This is a genomic window from Streptomyces corallincola, from assembly GCF_019104725.1.
Classification (GTDB): domain Bacteria; phylum Actinomycetota; class Actinomycetes; order Streptomycetales; family Streptomycetaceae; genus Streptomyces; species Streptomyces corallincola.
Window position 1 is genome coordinate 232,565 of sequence record NZ_JAHRXF010000003.1, and the last position, 19,792, is coordinate 252,356.

The window sequence follows — 19,792 nt, forward strand, 5'->3', positions numbered from 1 at the left end:
AAGGAAGCTCAACAGAACGACGCTCCACCGAAGGACGCTCCACCCCTCCAACTCCCCAGACACCGGAGGCACTTGTGGACCCCTCCCGACGCGCCGGACGCCCCAGATCCGTCCTCGCCCTGTTCACGGCCGCGCTGCTGGCCGTGCCGGGGCTGACCGCGCTCTCGTCGGCCGCCCACGCGGCCGACGCCGACCTCGCCCGCAACGGCGGTTTCGAGTCCGGCCTCGACGGCTGGACCTGCACGGCCGGGAAGACGGTGAACTCACCCGTGCACAGCGGGACTTCCGCCCTCCAGGCCACCCCGGCGGGCAGCGACAACGCCCAGTGTGCGCAGACGGTGAGCGTCCAGCCGAACGCCACGTACACCCTGTCCGCCTGGGTGCGCGGCTCCTACGTCTACCTCGGCGCCAACGGCACCGGCACCACCGACGTCTCCACCTGGACCCAGTCGGCCCCCGACTGGCAGAAGCTGACCACCACCTTCACCACCGGCGCCGCCACCTCCAAGGTGACCGTCTACACCCACGGCTGGTACGGCACCGGCGCCTACTACGCCGACGACCTCACCCTCGTGGGACCCGCCGGAAGCGGTGGCGGAGGCGGCACCGGGCAGGCGCCCGCCGCCCCGGCCGGGCTCAAGGCCGGTACGGTCACGTCCAGTTCGGTCGCCCTGTCCTGGAACGCGGTGAGCGGCGCCACCGGGTACGCCGTCTACCGCGACGGTGCCAAGGTCCAGACGGTGACCGGGACTTCGGCCACCGTGACCGGACTCTCGCCCGCCACCTCGTACGGCTTCCAGGTCACCGCCTCCAACGCGAGCGGGGAATCGGCGCGTTCGGCCACCGTCTCGGCGACCACCGCGTCCGGCGGGGGCGGCGGGGGTGGCGGGACCGGCGGGGGCGCGCTGCCCGCGCACGCGCTCGTCGGCTATCTGCACGCCACCTTCGCCAACGGCTCCGGCTACACCCGGCTCGCCGACGTGCCCGACAGCTGGGACGTCATCGACCTGGCCTTCGGCGAGCCCACCTCGGTGACCTCCGGAGACATCCGCTTCAACCGCTGCCCGGTCTCCGAGTGCCCCAACGTGGAGAGCGACGCCGACTTCAAGGCGGCGGTCAAGGCCAAGCAGGCGGCCGGGAAGAAGGTGCTGATCTCCATCGGCGGCGCCAACGGGCAGGTTCAGCTGACCAGTTCGGCTGCCCGCGACACCTTCGTCTCCTCCGTCTCGAAGATCATCGACACCTACGGGCTCGACGGCCTCGACATCGACTTCGAGGGCCACTCGCTCTCCCTGAACGCCGGCGACACGGACTTCAGGAACCCGACCACGCCCGTGATCGTCAACCTGATCTCCGCGCTGAAGACCCTCAAGGCCAAGTACGGCAGCGGGTTCGTGCTCACGATGGCCCCGGAGACCTTCTTCGTGCAGAACGGCTACCAGTTCTACGGCAGCGGCAAGTGGGGCGGCCAAGACCCGCGCTGCGGCGCCTATCTCCCGGTGATTTACGCGCTGCGGGACGCGTTGACCCTGCTGCACGTCCAGGACTACAACTCCGGTCCGATCATGGGCCTGGACAACCAGTACCACTCGATGGGCGGCGCGGACTTCCACATCGCCATGACCGACATGCTCCTCACCGGCTTCCCGGTGGCCGGTGACACGGGCAACGTCTTCCCCGCGCTCCGCCCCGACCAGGTCGCCATCGGCATGCCCGCCTCGGTCAACGCGGGCAACGGCTACGTCGCCCCCGGCGAGGTCACCAAGGCCCTCGACTGCCTCACGAAGCGGACGAACTGCGGTTCCTACGCGACCCACGGGACGTGGCCGGGTCTGCGGGGTCTGATGACGTGGTCGGTGAACTGGGACCGCTTCTCCAACTGGGAGTTCCAGCGGACGTTCGACGGCTACTTCGGGTGAGTCCGGCCGGACCGTTCGGTGCGGCGGGGCGTCGTACGCCCGGTACCAGGGACAGCGCGGTCAGCAGCACGGTGGACAGACACCAGGCGGCCACCACGTCCAGCGGCCAGTGCCAGCCGCGCCGCACCAGGCCGAAGGAGACGGCCGCGACCAGGAGCACCGCCACGGCGGTGACCGTACGGCGGGCGGCGGCCGTCCGCAGCAGCGGGAGGAGGACCAGGGCCGCCGACCCGTACGCCACGGCGGCCGTGGCCGTGTGACCGGAGGGGAAGTAGCCGGTGGCCGGGGGCACCACGGGGGTCCCCGGCCGGTCGGTCCACACCTTCAGCGGCACCACGAACGCCGGGACCAGCGCCATCACCCCGGCCGCCGCGACCGGCGGCAGCCACCACCGCGCCACGCCGAGACCCCGGCCGCGCCACGCGGCGCGGGCGAGGGCCAGGACGAGGACGGGCACGGCGACCTGGACGTTGCCGAGGTCCGCGAGGAGTTCGGCGGGGCGGTCGGGGTGGACCAGCGCCCGGCTGAGGCGGGCGTCCGCGCCGAGCAGCGGGCCGTGTGTCAGCACCTGCCAGGTGATCAGGGCGAACAGCACGGCCGGGACGATGAGCAGCGCGGCGACGGAGATCCGTACGAACCGCTCGGGGCGGGCTGATGTCGGCACGGGACCCAGCTTCGCAGGTCCGCCGATCAGGAAGGGAGAAGGAGGTCGGCCACCCCGGAACAGGGGGGGGTGGTTCCGAGGTGGCCGTCCGGACCGGAACGTCGCGCGCCCCGGGGGGTTTGGGGCGGCGACCGTCCGATCGGTGAGGAGATCCCGGAGCCGTCAGGCCCCGGATGTGTGCGCGAGGGCACGAACCAGACCGAAGCTGGGGAAAGCCGCGGTCAGAGACCGCCCACAGTCCCCTGTGGGCGGGGTGTATCTCTCATCTGAGGAGAACCTACGGCAGCCCGTGCCGCTTGGGCAGCGGGTTCCGCATCCCGCCATCCACCCCCCACACCTTCTTCACACGGCCCGTCACGGGATTCCCACAGGGGTGCGAACGACCGCTCAGATGCGCGCCGGGCGGGGCCTCAGATGCGGGCGAAGGCCTGCTCGATGATGTCGAGACCCTCGTTCAGCAGGTCCTCGCCGATGACCAGCGGGGGCAGGAACCGCAGCACATTGCCGTAGGTGCCGCAGGTCAGGACCAGCAGGCCCTCCTGGTGGCACGCCTTGGCGAGCGCGGCCGTCGCCTCGGGGGCCGGCTCCTTGGTCGTACGGTCCTTCACCAGCTCGATGGCGATCATCGCGCCGCGCCCGCGCACGTCCCCGATGACGTCGTACTTCTCCGCCATCGCGGTGAGGCGGGCCTTCATAACCGCCTCGATGTTCTTCGCCCGCGCGTTGAGGTCCTGCTCCTTCATCGTCTCGATGGCGCCGAGCGCGCCCGCGCAGGCCACCGGGTTGCCGCCGTAGGTGCCGCCGAGGCCGCCCGCGTGCGCGGCGTCCATGATCTCGGCGCGGCCGGTGACAGCGGCCAGCGGCAGACCACCGGCGATGCCCTTCGCGGTGGTGATCAGGTCCGGGACGATGCCCTCGTCCTCACAGGCGAACCACTGGCCGGTACGGCAGAAACCGGACTGGATCTCGTCCGCGACGAACACGATGCCGTTGTCGGCGGCGAACTCCCGGATCGCGGGCAGGAAGCCCTTGGCGGGCTCGATGAAGCCGCCCTCGCCGAGCAGCGGCTCGATGATGATCGCGGCCACGTTGTCCGCGCCGACCTGCTTGGAGATCTGGTCGATGGCCTGCTTCGCGGCCTCCGGCCCGGCGTTCTCCGCACCCGTCGGCCAGCGGTAGCCGTAGGCCACCGGCACCCGGTACACCTCGGGCGCGAACGGCCCGAAACCGTTCTTGTACGGCATGTTCTTCGAGGTCAGCGCCATCGTCAGGTTGGTACGGCCGTGGTAGCCGTGGTCGAACACGACGACCGCCTGGCGCTTGGTGTACGCCCGCGCGATCTTGACCGCGTTCTCCACCGCCTCGGCGCCCGAGTTGAACAGCGCGGACTTCTTCGCGTGGTCGCCCGGCGTCAGCTCGGCCAGCGCCTCGGCGACGGCCACGTAGCCCTCGTAGGGGGTGACCATGAAGCAGGTGTGGGTGAAGTCGGCCAGCTGGGCGGTCGCCCGGCGCACCACGGCCTCGGCGGAGGCGCCCACCGAGGTCACGGCGATGCCGGAGCCGAAGTCGATGAAGCTGTTGCCGTCCACGTCCTCGATCACACCGCCACCGGCGCGCGAGACGAACACCGGCAGCGTGGACCCCACACCCTGCGCCACCACAGCGCTGCGGCGGGCCTGCAGCTCCTGCGACTTCGGGCCGGGAATGGCGGTGACGACGCGGCGCTCCTGCGGAAGTGCGGTCATGGGGGGGCTCCCTGATGTTCTTGCGTACGGGGGGGTGGGGCGGGGCTGGCGCCCGCGGGGGTGGGGCTGGGGCTGGGTGTTCGGTGCGGGGTGCGAAATTCGTGGTGCGGGTATTGGGTTCGGGGCGCGAGGGTTCGGGGTGCGGGCGTCCCGTCACCGGTCTTCCCGGAAAGCGGCTTCTCTCGGACGCTCTTCTCTTTCCCCGCAGGCTAGAGCCGCACCGGCCGAGCGGGCATGCTCCATGTGGGCGTTGTCAGGAGACACCCTTGTCCGCCGTGGACATACCACTCCATGACACTCCACCCACCGCCCGGCCGCCCCTCGGCCGCGCGAACGGTGAACTCCCTTGTTCGGGGCGTTAGATTGGCACGCTGATGACGGACGGAACTGCTGCGCGGGGGTCTGGGGACATGGAGAGCGACGGGACGCGGGACGCACGCGGCACGCGACAGCCCGGCGTACCCCGGCCGACCACACCGCCGAGTGGCCCGGCCCTGCCGACATCCGGGGCAGCGGCGTACCCGCCCGCACCGCCGCTCCCGCCCCGCCCCGCCCACCTGCCCGGAGCCGGTCGGGTGGAGGCGCCGGACTCCAGGTCCGGCGGCCTGCTGGGCTGGCTGCGCACCCCCCGGGCCGACGCCCAGCCGGGGCTGTGGCGCTTCGGATACCGCCCCCGCCCCGAGGACGCGCCCGACCGGGTCCCCGACCGTGCCCTGCTGACCGGGGCGGGCGGGGCGCTCGCCGCCGCCCTCCTCGTGTGGTCGCTGTGGGCCAACGACCTCGTGCCGCACAAGAACATCCTGCTGGAACTGGTGACGCCGTCGGACTGGTGGGGCCTCGGCGCCCACCCCCCCCAGGCGGCGCTGACGGCACGCACCCTCTACGACAGCCTCTTCGCCACCCTCGTCCTCTACTACTGCGGCCGGATCGGCAACTGGAAGGAAGTCGCGCAGCGGTACATCGTCAGCCGCCCGCAGCCCTCCCGCGCCCTCCGGGCCGCCGTGATCGGCGCGCTGATCGCCTGGCTGGTCGTCTGGCGCGAAGTGCTCCCCTATGAGGGACTCGCCGTGAACCTGCTCCCCTCGAACTGGTTCTACGGAGCCACCACCGAGGACGTAGTCCAGCGCATTCGCGTACTCAACACGGTGCTCACCCTGCTGGTGCTGTGGCCGTTCGCCGTGCTGGGCGGCTGGCGGAGCCTGCTCGGCGGTCGGCGCCGGACGGAGCCCGCGGACGCGCCCGCGCGGGAGAGCGAGACCGCGACCCCGGCCGACTGGCCCGAGCTGCGCTCCCACGGTCAGCACGCCGTCGCCGACCGGCTGGCGGAAGAGGCGGGCGCCGGACGGATGAACGACGTGGACTACGCCCGTATCCGCCGGGCCTGGGCCTCCGTCACCGCCGACCCCGCGCGCCTGGACGCGTTCACCTCGTCCGTGCTCCGGGAGGGCGCACTGGCCTGCGCGCATCCATCTGGGCAGCGGGACCTGCCGGGCCGTGCGGCGGTGCACGACCTGCTGGTCTCGCAGGTGCGCGTCGGCCGGTACGCGGACGACGAACGCAACCCGGCCGCACGCCGCGGCGTGGGCGCCGCCGTTGACCCCGGCACGCTGGGCACCTCCCTGCTGGCCGTCGGGCCGTCCGGGTCGGGCAAGACCGAGCGCCTCGTACGGCCCGTCACCGAGTCCCTGGCCCTCCAGGCGCTGGCCGGAGAGGCGGCTCTGGTCGTGGTCTCCTCCGCCGGAACCCCGCTCGGCGCCGACCACGCCTACGACGTGGTGGTACGCCCCGGCGACCAGGAATCGGTGTACGACCTGGACCTGTACGGCGGTACCGACGACCCGGACGAGGCCGCGGCCCAGCTGGCGGAAGCCCTGGTGGGTGACCTGGGCGAGGTGGACCTGCGCCGAGCGGGGGCCGTGCTCGCCCAGTTGCTGGGACCCTTCCGGGCCGCCCGGAGCCGGTTCCCCTCCGTGGCGGAGCTGCGCGGCCTCCTGGACGGGGCACCGGCCCTGCTCGACGGGCTGAGGGCGGAACTCGACCCCGGAACGTATCCGGCGCTGCACCGTGAACTCGACGCGCGGGCCCGGCAGGCCGGGATTCCGGGCGATCCGGGGATCGTCCTCGCGGACCGGATCGCCTGCCTCGACCGCCCGGCCTTCGCCGGCTTCTTCGACACCTCGCCCGCCGCCCGGCCCTTCACTCTGCGCTCGCTCGACCATCCGCTGCGGGTCCGGGTCGATCTGCCCGACCGAGCGCATCCGGAGGCGGCGCGACTGCTTACGCGGCTGCTGCTCGTCCAGTTCACGGCCGCCATGACGGCCCGCAGGGACCGGTCGCTGTTCGCGTGCCTCGTCGTGGACGACGCCACCCAGGCGGTCACCGCCGGGTCCGTACGCGCGCTGCGCGGGCTGCGGCAGAACAACGCCGGTGTCGTCCTGAACCTCCGGGCTCTCGCGGACGTTCCCGAGCCGCTGCGCCAGCCGCTGCTGGCCTCGGTCGGCTGTCACGCCGCCTTCTCCGGCGTCACCACCTGGGAGGGTGCCCTCTTCGCCCAGGTGTGGGGCACCGAGTGGGTCGAGACCACGGAGGTCGCCAAACACACGGTGTTCGCCGACCGGCCGCTGACGCGGATGATCCACGCGGTACGGAAACTGGGCACCGGCAAGGCGGTCACCACGGACGCCGTGACGGTGCGGAAGGTCGAACGCGAGCGCTGGTCCGCCTCCGAGCTTGCTCACGGGGTGCCGCCGGGGCATGCGGTGCTGTCGTTGACGTCGGTGCGGGGGGAGCACGCTCCGCCGTTGTTGGTGGATCTGCGGGGGTGAGGTGAGGGGGGTGTGACGGTGAGGCAGAATTCGGGTGGGCCGTTCATACGCGGCGGCCAAATACCCGTCCCGGCGCAGTCCGGTCAGTCGCACCAGAAGGCCCCATGCCCCCGACACTCGCCTCGCTCGTCCACCACTCCGCGCTGAAGCTGACCGTGCGGGCGGGGGAGGGGCGGCTGGACGTGCCGGTGCGGTGGGCGCATGTCAGCGAGCTGCCCGACCCGGTGCCGTACATGGAGGGCGGGGAGCTGCTGCTGATCACCGCGCTCAAGCTGGACGCCGACGACCCGGACGTCATGCGGCGGTACGTGAAGCGGCTGGCCGGAGCCGGAGTGGTGGGCCTCGGCTTCGCGGTCGGTGTCAACTACGACGAGGTCCCGGAGGCACTGGTGCGCGCGGCCGAGGACGCCGGGCTGCCGCTGCTGGAGGTCCCCCGCCGCACCCCCTTCCTCGCCATCAGCAAGGCCGTCTCGGCCGCCATCGCCGCCGACCAGTACCGCGCCGTCACCGCCGGGTTCGCCGCCCAGCGCGAGCTGACCCGGCAGACCCTCGGCGCCGGCCCCGAAGGACTCCTCACCGCCCTCGCCGCCCAGGTCAACGGCTGGGCCGCGCTCTACGACGCCTCCGGCACCGTCGTGGCCGCCGCCCCCGAGTGGGCCGCCCGCCGCGCCGCCCGCCTCACCGGCGACGTCGAGCGGCTGCGCGAACGCCCCGCCCCCGCCTCCTCCGTCGTCGCCGACCCCGACCTCACCGACGCCGCCGCCGACGACCGCGTCGAGCTCCACTCCCTCGGCACCGGCCGCCGCCCCCGCGCCGCCCTCGCCGTCGGCACCGCGGCCGCCCTCGGCACCGCCGAGCGCTACGCCGTGCACTCCGCCATCGCCCTGCTCACCCTCACCACCGAACGCAGCCGCTCCCTCCAGGACGCCGAACAGCGCGTCGGCGCGGCCGTCCTGCGCATGCTGCTCGCCGGGGAACCCGACCACGCCCGCGCGGTCGCCGGGGACCTGTACGGCGGCCTCCTCGACGCGCCGTTCCGGCTGATCGTCGCCGAACCGCCCTCCGGGCCCGCCGCGCGCGAGCGGACGGCGGACGCCGGTACGGAGGCGCTGGACGCGCTCGCGGAGGCCGTGGAGTCGGCCGCCGCGCGCGCCGGGGAGGCCGTCCTCGTCGTGGCCGAGGCGGACCGGCTGATGGTGCTGGCCGCCGACGGCGGCGCCGCCGTGGCCGCCTGCGAGGCCCACGCGGCGGCGCTGGAGGCCCGCCGCACCGGCCCCGACCAGCAGCAGTCCGCCGGGGACGAGGGCGCGCTGATCGCCGGGATGTCCGGCCCGAGCGGCCCGATCGCCGCCGCGGCCGCCTACAAGCAGGCCGAACAGGCGCTGTCCGTGGCCCGGCGGCGCGGCCGGGTCCTGGTCGAGCACGAGCGGCTCGCGGCGGGCTCCGTGCTGCCGCTGCTGGCCGACGACGCGGTCAGGGCGTTCGCCGACGGTCTGCTGCGGGCGCTGCGCGAACACGACGCGACCGGCCGCGGCGACCTCGTCGCCTCGCTGCGCGCCTGGCTCTCCCGGCACGGCCAGTGGGACGCCGCCGCCGCCGACCTCGGCGTCCACCGCCACACCCTGCGCTACCGCATGCGCCGCGTCGAGGAGATCCTCGGCCGCTCCCTCGACGACCCGGACGCCCGCATGGAACTCTGGCTCGCCCTGAAGGCCACGTCCCCCGAGTAGGCCGCCCCACGCCGTCGGTCCCCGGTCCCCGGTCCCCGGGCGGGCGACGCCCGACCCGACCTCGCCATTCCGTAGCAACGCCCCCGCCCACCCGTACGTCCCGGACAAGCCCGCCCCGCACCTCCCCGCCCTACCGTGGGGGAGGAAGACGTACGGACCGTACGGACATCGACGCGGAAGGGCGGGGAGCGCACATGCCCCAGGACAACTCTGTGGGGGCCGCCTTCTGGCTCGCCGGGCGACAGGCGGCCGGGGAGGGGTCCTTCGAGGTCACCTCCCCGTGGGACGGACGGCCGGTGGGCCGGGTGTCGGTGCCGACGGACGCCCAGGTCGAGGAGGCCGTGGCCGCCGCGTACGCCGTACGGGACGAGTTCGCCGCGACCCCGGCGCACGTGCGTGCCGCCGCCCTGGACCACGTGGCCGAGCGGCTGGCCGAGCGCACCGAGGAGATCGCGCTGCTGATCTCCGCCGAGAACGGCAAGCCGGTGAAGTGGGCGCGCGGCGAGGTCGGCCGGGCGGTCTCCGTGTTCCGGTTCGCCTCCGAGGAGGCCCGCCGGTTCAACGGCGGCGAGGCGCAGCGGCTGGACACCGACGCGGGCGGCCAGGGACGGCTGGCGCTGACCCGGCGCTTCCCCAAGGGTGTCGTGCTGGGCATCGCCCCCTTCAACTTCCCGCTGAACCTGTGCGCGCACAAGGTCGCCCCGGCCGTCGCCGCCGGTGTGCCGATCATCCTCAAGCCCGCCCCGGCCACCCCGCTGTCCGCGCTGGTCCTGGGCGAGCTGCTGGCCGAGACCGACCTGCCCGCCGGTTCCTGGTCGGTGCTGCCGGTCGCCAACGAGCGCATGCCCGCGCTGGTCCAGGACGAGCGCCTGCCGGTGATCTCCTTCACCGGCTCCGAGAAGGTCGGTTACGCGATCATGGACAGCGTGCCGCGCAAGCACTGCACGCTGGAGCTGGGCGGCAACGGCGCGGCCGTGGTCCTCGGGGACTACGCCTCCGACGCGGACCTCGACTGGGCGGCGACCCGCATCGCCACCTTCTCCAACTACCAGGGCGGCCAGTCCTGCATCTCCGTGCAGCGGGTCATCGCCGACACCGCCGTGTACGACCGCCTGCTGCCCCGTATCGTCGCCGCCGTCGAGGCACAGGTCACCGGTGACCCCTCCGACGCGGCCACCGACGTCGGCCCGCTGGTCAGCGAGGACGCCGCCCGGCGCGTCGAGTCCTGGGTGGACGAGGCGGTCGTGGCCGGTGCCACGCTCCTCACCGGCGGCAAGCGCGACGGCGCCTCCTACGCGCCGACCGTCCTCACCGGCGTGCCCGCCGACACCACCCTCGCCCGCGAGGAGGTCTTCGGCCCCGTCCTGACCGTGACGCGGGTGGACGGCGAGGCCGAGGCGTTCGCCGCCGTCAACGACTCCAAGTACGGCCTCCAGGCGGGCGTCTTCACCCACGACGTCCAGGCCGCCTTCCGCGCCCACCGCGCGCTGGAGGTCGGCGGCGTGGTCGTCGGCGACGTCCCCTCCTACCGTGCCGACCAGATGCCGTACGGCGGTGCCAAGCAGTCCGGCGTCGGCCGCGAGGGCGTGCGGTACGCGATGGACGACTACACCTACGAGCGCGTCCTGGTCCTCACCGGTCTCGCGCTGTAGCCCACGGGGAGCCCGGCACCCCAGAACGACGGCCCGCGCCGCCCCTCGCAGGAGGGCGTGGCGCGGGCCGTCGCCGTGCGGGTCAGCAGTACTTGGCGCTGCCGTCGCGCGAGGTCCAGGAGCAGGAGTCCACCTTGGAACCGCTGGACCTGGTCAGCGTCGCGGTGTCCCGGTCGTTGTTCCAGACGTAGGCGCGGCGGCCCTGGTACTTGTCGGACGAGGTGTCGCGGCCCGAACCGGTGTGGATCTTCATGTACTTGTGGGCGCCGATGGTGACATTCGGGAACGTGTACCGGTGGTTGGAGGCGTCCTTCAGCACCCAGCCCCTCAGCGAGACCGACGAACCGGCGGTGTTCCGGATCTGCACCCACTCGCCGTTCAGGCTGGAGTTGGAGCGGGTGTCGGAGCCGGGGCTGTCGAACCAGACGCGGTAGATCTGGACCCCGCCGGAGGCGGCCTGGGCCGGGGCGGCGGAGAGCAGCGTGGCGGAGAGCAGGGCGGCACCCGCGAGAGCGGGCAGGGCGGCGCGCAGACGCACAGCGGACATCAGGAGATCCCCCCAGGATCAAGGAACGCACGACGGGTGGGACGTGCGTGGTGAGACACCGTGGGCCCGGCGGTCGCGGCCCGAAGTGAAGTGGTATCACAGGATCTTCACTTGAGTTTCACGAACGGGAAACAGGGGTGTGCGGGAACCGTCCCGGTCACGTCCGGCACCCGCCCCGCCCGCCCGGACCACCCCGCCCGACCCCGCCGACACCCCCGCGAGGGACGCCGTGTCCGTGTCGCCGGGCCGGGCGGCCACAATGGGGGGATGACCGACAGTCCCGCCCGTCCCGCGCCCCTCGCAGACCCGCACCTCGCGTACGACCCATACGCCGGTGGCGGCCCGAAGGACGTGGTGATCCTCGGTTCCACCGGGTCCATCGGAACCCAGGCCATCGACCTCGTGCTGCGCAACCCCGGCCGCTTCCGGGTCACCGCCCTGTCCGCCCACGGCAGCCGTACCGACCTCCTCGCCGAGCAGGCGCACCGGCTCCGGGTACGGACCGTGGCCGTCGCCCGCGAGGACGCCGTACCCGCGCTGCGCGAGGCGCTGGCCGCCCGGTACGGCGCGGGGGAGCCGCTGCCCGAACTGCTCGCCGGACCGGACGCCGCCGCACAGGTGGCCGCCTCCGCCTGCCACACCGTGCTCAACGGCATCACCGGCTCCATCGGCCTCGCGCCCACCCTGGCCGCGCTGGGGGCGGGCCGCACCCTCGCCCTCGCCAACAAGGAGTCGCTGATCGTCGGCGGCCCGCTGGTGAAGGCGCTGGCCAAGCCCGGCCAGATCATCCCGGTGGACTCCGAGCACGCCGCGCTGTTCCAGGCACTGGCCGCCGGTACCCGCGCGGACGTGCGCAAGCTGGTCGTCACCGCGTCCGGCGGCCCGTTCCGCGGCCGGACCCGCGCCCAACTCGCCGACGTCACCGTCGAGGACGCCCTCGCCCACCCCACCTGGGCGATGGGCCCGGTCATCACGATCAACTCCGCGACCCTGGTCAACAAGGGCCTGGAGGTCATCGAGGCGCACCTGCTGTACGACATCCCGTTCGAACAGATCGAGGTCGTCGTCCACCCGCAGTCCTACGTGCACTCGATGGTGGAGTTCACCGACGGCACCACGATCGCCCAGGCCACGCCCCCCGACATGGGCGGGCCGATCGCCGTCGGTCTGGGCTGGCCCGAACGGGTGCCGGACGCCGCGCCCTCCTTCGACTGGAGCAAGGCGTCCACCTGGGAGTTCTTCCCCCTCGACAACGAGGCGTTCCCCTCCGTGGACCTCGCCCGGCATGTGGGGCGGCTCGCGGGCACCGCTCCGGCGGTGTTCAATGCCGCCAACGAGGAGTGCGTCGAGGCGTTCCGCGGCGGCGCGCTGCCCTTCAACGGAATCATGGAGACCGTCACCCGTGTCGTGGAGGAACACGGCACACCGGCGCCGGGAACTTCGCTCACCGTGTCGGACGTCCTCGAAGCGGAGACCTGGGCGCGGGCCCGGTCACGCGAACTGACCCACCGGAGCGCGGAGGCGCGTGCATGACGACCCTGATGTTCATCCTCGGCATAGTGGTGTTCGCGTTCGGTCTGCTCGTCTCGATCGCGTGGCACGAGCTGGGGCACCTGTCCACGGCCAAGCTGTTCGGCATCCGGGTGCCGCAGTACATGGTGGGCTTCGGCCCCACCGTGTGGTCGCGGAGGAAGGGCGACACCGAGTACGGCGTCAAGGCCATCCCGCTCGGCGGCTACATCCGCATGATCGGCATGTTCCCGCCGGACGACGCGGGCCGGATCTCCGCCCGCTCCACCTCCCCGTGGCGCGGCATGATCGAGGACGCCCGCTCGGCGGCGTACGAGGAACTCCAGCCCGGTGACGAGACGCGGATGTTCTACACGCGCAGGCCGTGGAAGCGCGTCATCGTCATGTTCGCCGGACCCTTCATGAACCTGGTGCTGGCCGTCGCGCTGTTCCTGGTCGGCCTGATGGGCTTCGGCATCCAGCAGCAGACCACCACCGTCGCCTCGGTCTCCAAGTGCGTCATCGCGCAGGCCCAGAACCGCGACACCTGCCGCGCCTCCGACCCCGCCTCCCCGGCCGCGGCCGCCGGGATGCGCAACGGCGACAGGATCGTCTCCTTCGACGGGCACCGCACCGCCGAGTGGAACACCCTCTCCGACCTGATCCGGGACAGCGCGGGCAGGACCGTCCCGATCGTGGTCGAGCGCGAGGGCAAGGACGTCACCCTCACCGCGAGGATCGCCACCAACCAGGTCGCCAAGAAGGACTCCAGCGGCACCTACGTCCAGGGCCAGTACGTGAAGGCGGGCTTCCTCGGCTTCAGCGCCGCCCAGCAGGTCGAGCAGCTCGGCTTCGGCCAGTCCGTGACCTGGATGACCGACCGGGTCGGGGACGCCGTGGACTCCCTGGCCGCGCTGCCCGGCAAGATTCCCGCCCTGTGGAACGCCGCCTTCGACAACGGCCCCCGCGAGGCGGACTCCCCGGTCGGCATCGTCGGCGCCGCCCGCATCACCGGTGACATCGCCACCCTGCACATCCCCGCCTCGCAGCAGGTGGCGATGTTCGTGATGCTGCTCGCCGGGTTCAACCTCTCGCTGTTCCTGTTCAACATGCTCCCGCTGCTCCCGCTGGACGGCGGGCACATCGCGGGCGCCCTGTGGGAGGCGCTGCGGCGCAACCTCGCCCGCGTGCTGCGCCGCCCGGACCCCGGACCCTTCGACGTGGCCAAGCTGATGCCGGCGGCGTACGTGGTGGCCGGGATCTTCGTCTGCTTCACCGTGCTGGTGCTCATCGCGGACGTCGTCAACCCGGTGAAGATCTCCTAGCCGCACTCCGTTCACGACGGCGGACCTCCAGGTTCACGACAGCAGCCCTTCAGGTTCACGACAGTGATGTCCGGCGGCCCGGTACCCCGTGTACCGGGCCGCCATCCATCGGGTGGGTCTGCCGGGTGGGAGGTGCCCGCGCCGGGGACGGTGCCGTAATCTCGAAGCCTGGAGCCCGCCGTTCACGGGACCGGATTCCTGACTTCACGACTTGGGGTTGCACAGCAGATGACTGCGATTTCTCTCGGCATGCCGTCCGTTCCGACCAAGCTCGCCGAGCGCCGGAAAAGCCGGCAGATCCAGGTCGGCACGGTCGCGGTCGGCGGGGACGCGCCCGTCTCGGTCCAGTCGATGACGACCACCCGCACCTCCGACATCGGGGCCACCCTCCAGCAGATCGCGGAACTGACCGCCTCCGGCTGCCAGATCGTCCGCGTGGCCTGCCCCACCCAGGACGACGCCGACGCGCTGCCCACCATCGCCCGCAAGTCGCAGATCCCGGTGATCGCGGACATCCACTTCCAGCCGAAGTACGTCTTCGCGGCGATCGAGGCCGGGTGCGCGGCGGTGCGGGTGAATCCGGGCAACATCAAGCAGTTCGACGACAAGGTCCGCGAGATCGCCAAGGCCGCCAAGGACCACGGCACCCCGATCCGCATCGGCGTCAACGCCGGTTCGCTGGACCGGCGGCTGCTCCAGAAGTACGGCAAGGCCACCCCCGAGGCGCTGGTCGAGAGCGCGCTGTGGGAGGCGTCGCTGTTCGAGGAGCACGACTTCCGGGACATCAAGATCTCGGTCAAGCACAACGACCCGGTCGTCATGATCGAGGCGTACCGGCAGCTCGCGGAGGCGTGCGACTACCCGCTGCACCTCGGTGTCACCGAGGCCGGTCCCGCGTTCCAGGGCACCGTCAAGTCGGCGGTCGCGTTCGGCGCGCTGCTCTCCCAGGGCATCGGCGACACCATCCGCGTCTCCCTCTCCGCGCCGCCGGTGGAGGAGATCAAGGTCGGCATCCAGATCCTGGAGTCGCTGAACCTGCGCCAGCGCGGCCTGGAGATCGTGTCCTGCCCCTCCTGCGGGCGGGCCCAGGTGGACGTCTACAAGCTGGCCGAAGAGGTCACCGCCGGGCTCACCGGCATGGAGGTCCCGCTGCGCGTCGCCGTCATGGGCTGCGTCGTCAACGGCCCCGGCGAGGCCCGCGAGGCCGACCTCGGAGTCGCTTCCGGCAACGGCAAGGGCCAGATCTTCGTCAAGGGCGAGGTCATCAAGACCGTCCCCGAGTCCAAGATCGTGGAGACCCTCATCGAGGAGGCCATGAAGCTGGCCGAGCAGATGGAGGCCGACGGCACCGCCTCCGGCGAGCCCTCGGTGTCCGTCGCGGGCTGACCCCCCCCGGGACTGTGTACGTCGTCACAGGGCGCCGCTTCCCGAGCGGCGCCCTCGCGCGTCCCCACCCCTTCCCCGCCCCGTCCCCGGTCCGCCCCCAACTCGGAACCCCGCCCCGGAATCCGACCCGGAGCCCTCGTCCCCGTACCCCGGAGGACACCACTCCCGCCCCCGTCGGCCCACCCCTCACGCGGAGCGGCACCGGATGATTCCGGCGGGTACAGTGCGGAGATCAGCAGACCTGAGGTGAGGCCCCGCCCTTGTTGACCCAGACGACCTCCAGGGTCCTCGAACCGAGCGACCTGGACGCCGCGCTCGCCGTCCTCGACCGCGAGCCCGTCGCCAACGCCTTCGTCACGTCCCGCGTCCGGGTCGCCGGACTCGACCCCTGGCGGCTCGGCGGCGAGATGTGGGGCTGGTACGAGGACGGCATGCTCACCTCGCTCTGCTACGCGGGCGCCAACCTCGTGCCCATCTGCGCCACCACCCGCGCCGTCCGCGCCTTCGCCGACCGCGCCCGCCGGGCCGGACGCCGCTGCTCCTCCATCGTCGGCCCCGCCGGACCCACCGCCGAACTCTGGCGCCTGCTGGAACCCCACTGGGGCCCCGCCCGCGAGGTCCGCGCCCGGCAGCCCCTGATGGTCACCGAGCGCATGCCCGCCGACATCGCCCCCGATCCGTACGTCCGGCGCATCCGCAAGGACGAGATGGAGACGATCATGCCCGCGTGCGTGGCGATGTTCACCGAGGAGGTCGGCGTCTCCCCGCTCGCCGGTGACGGCGGACTGCTCTACCAGGCCCGCGTCGCCGAACTCGTCGGCTCCGGACGCTCCTTCGCCCGCCTCGACGAACACGGCAAGGTCGTCTTCAAGGCCGAGATCGGCGCCGCCACCCCCGACGCCTGCCAGATCCAGGGCGTCTGGGTCGCCCCCGAGTACCGGGGCCGCGGCCTCGCCGCCCCCGGCATGGCCGCCGTCCTGCGCTACGCCCTGGACGACATCGCCCCCGTGGTCAGCCTCTACGTCAACGACTTCAACACCGCCGCCCGGCGCACGTACCGCAGAGTGGGGTTCGAGGAAGTCGGCGCCTTCATGAGCATCCTGTTCTAGACACCGTTCGGGGCGGGCGCGCGCGGCTGCCCTGTACGCTCCGGACATGGACCTCGTGATCGGCCCCCTGGACTTGTCGGCCCATGTGGACGAGGCCCTGGCCGTCCAGGCCGTGGCCTTCGGGCTCGGCGCGGAGGAAGTCGCCGTCCGCCGCCAGATCGTGCAGCGCCACATGCAGTACCCCGGCGCCCGCGCCCTCGGCGCCACCGGCGACGGACGGCTGCTCGGCTTCGTCTACGGCATGCCCAACTCCCGGCTCCACTGGTGGTCCACGGTGGTCGAGCCGTATCTGCGGGCCGAGGGCAACGACGGCTGGCTGGACGACTCCTTCGTCATCACCGAACTGCACGTCCACCCCGCCCACCAGAACCGGGGCATCGGCCGCGCCCTCATCACCACCATCACCGGCGACGCCGCCGAACCCCGCTCGATCCTCTCCGCGATCGACACCGACAGCCCCGCCCGCGGCCTCTACCACTCCCTCGGCTACACCGACCTCGCCCGCGGGGTGCGCTTCCCGAGCGCCGCCAAGCCGTACGCCGTGATGGGCGCCCCCCTGCCGCTGCGCCACCGCTGACCCGAGGTCCGCCACGCACAATCGATTTCCGCCCCGGACGATGCCCCGGCTAACCTCCTAGCCATCACCCTCTCCGCCCGCGGCCGGGCCCGCGCGGGGAATCCACCGGCAGGAGTACGAGAACATGGCCAACGCACCGGTCCAGCGCATGTCCCAGTTGATGGTGAAGACGCTGCGCGACGACCCGGCGGACGCCGAGGTCCTCAGCCACAAGCTCCTGGTCCGCGCCGGGTACGTCCGCCGCACCGCCGCCGGTATCTGGTCCTGGCTGCCGCTCGGCAAGCGCGTCCTCGCCAACGTCGAACGCGTCGTCCGCGAGGAGATGGACGCCATCGGCGCCCAGGAGGTACTGCTCCCCGCGCTGCTGCCCCGCGAGCCCTACGACGCGACCGGCCGCTGGGACGAGTACGGCCAGGAACTCTTCCGGCTCAAGGACCGCAAGGGCGGCGACTACCTCCTCGGCCCCACCCACGAGGAGATCTTCACCCTGCTGGTCAAGGACCAGTGCACGTCCTACAAGGACCTGCCGGTCATCCTCTACCAGATCCAGAACAAGTTCCGCGACGAGGCCCGCCCCCGCGCCGGCATCCTGCGCGGCCGCGAGTTCCTGATGAAGGACTCGTACTCCTTCGACCTGGAGGACGAGGGCCTCGCCCAGTCCTACGCGCTGCACCGCCAGGCCTACCAGCGGGTCTTCGAGCGCCTCGGCCTCGACTACCGCATCTGCGCGGCCACCGCCGGTGCGATGGGCGGCTCCAAGTCCGAGGAGTTCCTCGCCCCCGCCGAGGCGGGCGAGGACACCTTCGCGGACTGCCCGAACTGCGACTTCGCCGCCAACACCGAGGCCGTCGGGTACGCCCTGACGCCCGTGGACGCCGCCGACGTGCCCGCGCTGGAGGAGATCCCCACCCCGGACACCCCCACCATCGAGACGCTCGCCGCCTCGCTCGGCGTCCCCGCCTCCGCCACGCTGAAGAACCTGCTGGTCAAGGTGGCCGGGGAGATCGTCGCCGTCGGCGTGCCCGGCGACCGCGAGGTGGACCTCGGCAAGGTCGAGGAGCACTTCGCGCCCGCCGCCGTCGAACTCGTCACCGCCGAGGACTTCACCGGCCGCCCCGACCTCGTACGCGGCTACGTCGGCCCGCAGGGCCTCGGCGAGAAGATCCGGTACATCGCGGACCCCCGGGTCGCCCCCGGCACCGCCTGGATCACCGGCGCCAACAAGGAGCACACGCACGCGAAGAACGTCGTCGCCGGACGCGACTTCGAGGTGGACGCGTACGTGGACGTCGTCGTCGTGGAGGAGGGCGACCCCTGCCCCCGCTGCGGCACCGGCCTGAAGTTGGACCGCGCCATCGAGATCGGGCACATCTTCCAGCTCGGCCGGAAGTACGCCGACGCCCTCAAGCTCGACGTGCTCGGCCAGAACGGCAAGCCCGTCCGCGTCACGATGGGCTCCTACGGCATCGGCGTCTCCCGCGCCGTCGCCGCGCTCGCCGAGCAGACCGCCGACGAGCAGGGCCTGTGCTGGCCCGCCGAGATCGCCCCGGCCGACGTGCACGTCGTCGCCGCGGGCAAGGCCCTGCAGACCGAACTCGCCCTCGACGTGTCCGGCAAGCTCGCCGCCGCCGGACTCCGCGTCCTCGTGGACGACCGCGCCGGTGTCTCGCCGGGCGTGAAGTTCACCGACTCCGAGCTGATCGGCGTCCCCAAGATCCTCGTCGCCGGACGCCGTGCCGCCGACGGCGTCCTGGAACTCAAGGACCGCCGGACCGGCGAGCGCGAGGAACTCTCCGTCGAGGAAGCGATCACCCGCCTGACGGCTCGCTGAGCCCCCGAGGAGCGACCCGGCCACCGCACCCCCGTACGGGAGGGCGGTGGCCGGAACTCCTACAGCCAGCCCGCGAACTCCAGCAGGAGCTCCGCGTCCTTCGGGCGCCCCACGCGCAGGGCCCGGACGCCCGACTCGACCGCGCGGAACAGCGTCCAGCCGCGCAGCCGGTCCATGTCCACCTCCAGCGAGTCCGCCAGCCGTTTGATCCGGCGGCGGGTGACGGCCGCGCCGGACGGGGTGGCGATCAGGTCCTCCACCCGGTCGCGGACCAGCCGCGCGAGGTCGAAGGCGCACTCACCGACCACCGGATCGGGCCCCACCGCCAGCCACGGCAGCCGCTCCCCGGACAGCACCTTGCTCTGCCGGAACGTGCCGTGCAGCAGCCGGGGTTCGCCCGGCACGCCGAGCAGCCCGTCACGGGCCGCCAGCGCGGCGGCGACCAGCGGCGCCGCCTCCGGCTCCGCCGCCGCACCGGCCCGCATCGCCTCCGCCTGCCGCCCGGTCCGCTCCGCCACCGTCTCGAACGCGTGCCCCGCCGGAGGCGCCACCCACAGCCTGCGCAGCGTCCCCGCCGCCTCCAGCAGCGCCTTCGCCTCCGGCAGCGACCGCACCGACACGTCCGGATGCAGCCGCTCCAGCAGCAGCACCCCGTCGGCCACGTCCTCGGCGGACCCCGGCTCCAGCAGCCGTACGGCGCCCAACCCGGCCCAGTGCGCCAGCGCCGCCCGCTCGCTGCCGGGCCGCGACCGCTCCGGGACCAGCTTCAGCACCGCCGGTGTACCGTCCGCGCGGGCCACCAGCACCACCAGACCGCTCCGCCCGCCGGGCACCTGCACCCGCTCCACCGTCAGCCCGTACCGGGCGACCGCCCGCTCCGCGGTTCCGGGCAGCCGCGCCAGCCAGTCGTCACCGGCCGGCGCCGTCTCGCCGAGCGCCCGCACCAGCCTGGGGGGCGGTTCGAATGCCATGC

Annotated in this window: 13 protein-coding genes and 1 pseudogene; 10 read left to right on the forward strand and 4 right to left on the reverse strand. The window is 72.8% G+C overall.

What is annotated here, in order from left to right:
* The first annotated feature begins 74 nt into the window (after positions 1–74).
* Positions 75–1,919, forward strand: a complete 1,845-nt coding sequence (locus KUM39_RS04045) for a chitinase (RefSeq protein ID WP_217783947.1) — start codon at positions 75–77, stop codon at positions 1,917–1,919.
* On the opposite strand, the pseudogene KUM39_RS28660 reads toward KUM39_RS04045, so the two are convergent.
* Positions 1,861–2,583 (reverse strand): annotated as a pseudogene (locus tag KUM39_RS28660) (phosphatase PAP2 family protein); the annotation flags it as partial. The gene KUM39_RS04045 and the pseudogene KUM39_RS28660 overlap by 59 nt on opposite strands.
* A 410-nt stretch (positions 2,584–2,993) precedes the next feature.
* On the reverse strand, positions 2,994–4,328 hold the full coding sequence (gene gabT, locus KUM39_RS04055) for a 4-aminobutyrate--2-oxoglutarate transaminase (protein WP_217783948.1): 1,335 nt from the start codon (positions 4,326–4,328) through the stop codon (positions 2,994–2,996).
* A 410-nt stretch (positions 4,329–4,738) separates the two neighbouring features.
* Between gabT and KUM39_RS04060 the strand changes: the two genes are divergently transcribed.
* From KUM39_RS04060 to KUM39_RS04070, 3 genes are all read left to right on the forward strand, one after another.
* A complete protein-coding gene (locus tag KUM39_RS04060) occupies positions 4,739–7,153 on the forward strand; it encodes an ATP/GTP-binding protein (RefSeq protein WP_217783949.1) in 2,415 nt (804 codons plus the stop codon).
* A 104-nt stretch (positions 7,154–7,257) separates the two neighbouring features.
* Positions 7,258–8,883, forward strand: a complete 1,626-nt coding sequence (locus KUM39_RS04065) for a PucR family transcriptional regulator (RefSeq protein WP_217783950.1) — start codon at positions 7,258–7,260, stop codon at positions 8,881–8,883.
* 194 nt (positions 8,884–9,077) lie between these two features.
* Complete coding sequence (locus tag KUM39_RS04070) at positions 9,078–10,535, forward strand: aldehyde dehydrogenase family protein (RefSeq protein ID WP_217783951.1); 1,458 nt, start codon at positions 9,078–9,080, stop codon at positions 10,533–10,535.
* A gap of 82 nt (positions 10,536–10,617) precedes the next feature.
* Here KUM39_RS04070 and KUM39_RS04075 read toward each other — a convergent pair whose 3' ends face one another.
* Positions 10,618–11,082 (reverse strand): lamin tail domain-containing protein, encoded by a 465-nt coding sequence (locus KUM39_RS04075; RefSeq protein ID WP_217783952.1) that lies wholly within the window; start codon positions 11,080–11,082, stop codon positions 10,618–10,620.
* 267 nt (positions 11,083–11,349) lie between these two features.
* Here KUM39_RS04075 and dxr point away from each other — a divergent pair, with 267 nt between their 5' ends.
* From dxr to KUM39_RS04105, 6 genes are all read left to right on the forward strand, one after another.
* Positions 11,350–12,615, forward strand: a complete 1,266-nt coding sequence (gene dxr / locus KUM39_RS04080; protein WP_217783953.1) for a 1-deoxy-D-xylulose-5-phosphate reductoisomerase — start codon at positions 11,350–11,352, stop codon at positions 12,613–12,615.
* Complete coding sequence (locus KUM39_RS04085) at positions 12,612–13,916, forward strand: M50 family metallopeptidase (protein ID WP_217783954.1); 1,305 nt, start codon at positions 12,612–12,614, stop codon at positions 13,914–13,916. The genes dxr and KUM39_RS04085 overlap by 4 nt, the downstream gene beginning before the upstream one ends.
* Before the next feature lie 228 nt (positions 13,917–14,144).
* The gene (gene ispG, locus KUM39_RS04090) at positions 14,145–15,302 is read left to right on the forward strand and encodes a flavodoxin-dependent (E)-4-hydroxy-3-methylbut-2-enyl-diphosphate synthase (protein WP_217783955.1); all 1,158 of its coding nucleotides are present in this window, start codon (positions 14,145–14,147) and stop codon (positions 15,300–15,302) included.
* A 260-nt stretch (positions 15,303–15,562) separates the two neighbouring features.
* A complete protein-coding gene (locus KUM39_RS04095; RefSeq protein WP_217783956.1) occupies positions 15,563–16,411 on the forward strand; it encodes a GNAT family N-acetyltransferase in 849 nt (282 codons plus the stop codon).
* A gap of 46 nt (positions 16,412–16,457) precedes the next feature.
* Positions 16,458–16,988, forward strand: coding sequence for a GNAT family N-acetyltransferase (locus tag KUM39_RS04100; RefSeq protein ID WP_217783957.1), 531 nt, complete (start codon positions 16,458–16,460; stop codon positions 16,986–16,988).
* Positions 16,989–17,112: 124 nt separating this feature from the next.
* Complete coding sequence (locus tag KUM39_RS04105) at positions 17,113–18,819, forward strand: proline--tRNA ligase (protein ID WP_217783958.1); 1,707 nt, start codon at positions 17,113–17,115, stop codon at positions 18,817–18,819.
* A 59-nt stretch (positions 18,820–18,878) separates the two neighbouring features.
* On the opposite strand, the gene KUM39_RS04110 is transcribed toward KUM39_RS04105, so the two are convergent.
* Positions 18,879–19,790, reverse strand: a complete 912-nt coding sequence (locus KUM39_RS04110) for an aminoglycoside phosphotransferase family protein (protein WP_217783959.1) — start codon at positions 19,788–19,790, stop codon at positions 18,879–18,881.
* Positions 19,791–19,792: the final 2 nt, after the last annotated feature.

What these genes read in the sequence shown, in the direction of transcription:
- KUM39_RS04060 (WP_217783949.1), top strand. Translation starts at nt 4,739, where the DNA reads ATGGAGAGCGACGGGACGCGGGACGCACGCGGCACGCGACAGCCCGGC.
- KUM39_RS04105 (WP_217783958.1), top strand. Translation starts at nt 17,113, where the DNA reads ATGGCCAACGCACCGGTCCAGCGCATGTCCCAGTTGATGGTGAAGACG.
- KUM39_RS04070 (WP_217783951.1), top strand. Translation starts at nt 9,078, where the DNA reads ATGCCCCAGGACAACTCTGTGGGGGCCGCCTTCTGGCTCGCCGGGCGA.
- KUM39_RS04110 (WP_217783959.1), bottom strand. Translation starts at nt 19,790, where the DNA reads ATGGCATTCGAACCGCCCCCCAGGCTGGTGCGGGCGCTCGGCGAGACG.
- KUM39_RS04075 (WP_217783952.1), bottom strand. Translation starts at nt 11,082, where the DNA reads ATGTCCGCTGTGCGTCTGCGCGCCGCCCTGCCCGCTCTCGCGGGTGCC.
- KUM39_RS04085 (WP_217783954.1), top strand. Translation starts at nt 12,612, where the DNA reads ATGACGACCCTGATGTTCATCCTCGGCATAGTGGTGTTCGCGTTCGGT.
- gabT (WP_217783948.1), bottom strand. Translation starts at nt 4,328, where the DNA reads ATGACCGCACTTCCGCAGGAGCGCCGCGTCGTCACCGCCATTCCCGGC.
- ispG (WP_217783955.1), top strand. Translation starts at nt 14,145, where the DNA reads ATGACTGCGATTTCTCTCGGCATGCCGTCCGTTCCGACCAAGCTCGCC.
- dxr (WP_217783953.1), top strand. Translation starts at nt 11,350, where the DNA reads ATGACCGACAGTCCCGCCCGTCCCGCGCCCCTCGCAGACCCGCACCTC.
- KUM39_RS04065 (WP_217783950.1), top strand. Translation starts at nt 7,258, where the DNA reads ATGCCCCCGACACTCGCCTCGCTCGTCCACCACTCCGCGCTGAAGCTG.
- KUM39_RS04100 (WP_217783957.1), top strand. Translation starts at nt 16,458, where the DNA reads ATGGACCTCGTGATCGGCCCCCTGGACTTGTCGGCCCATGTGGACGAG.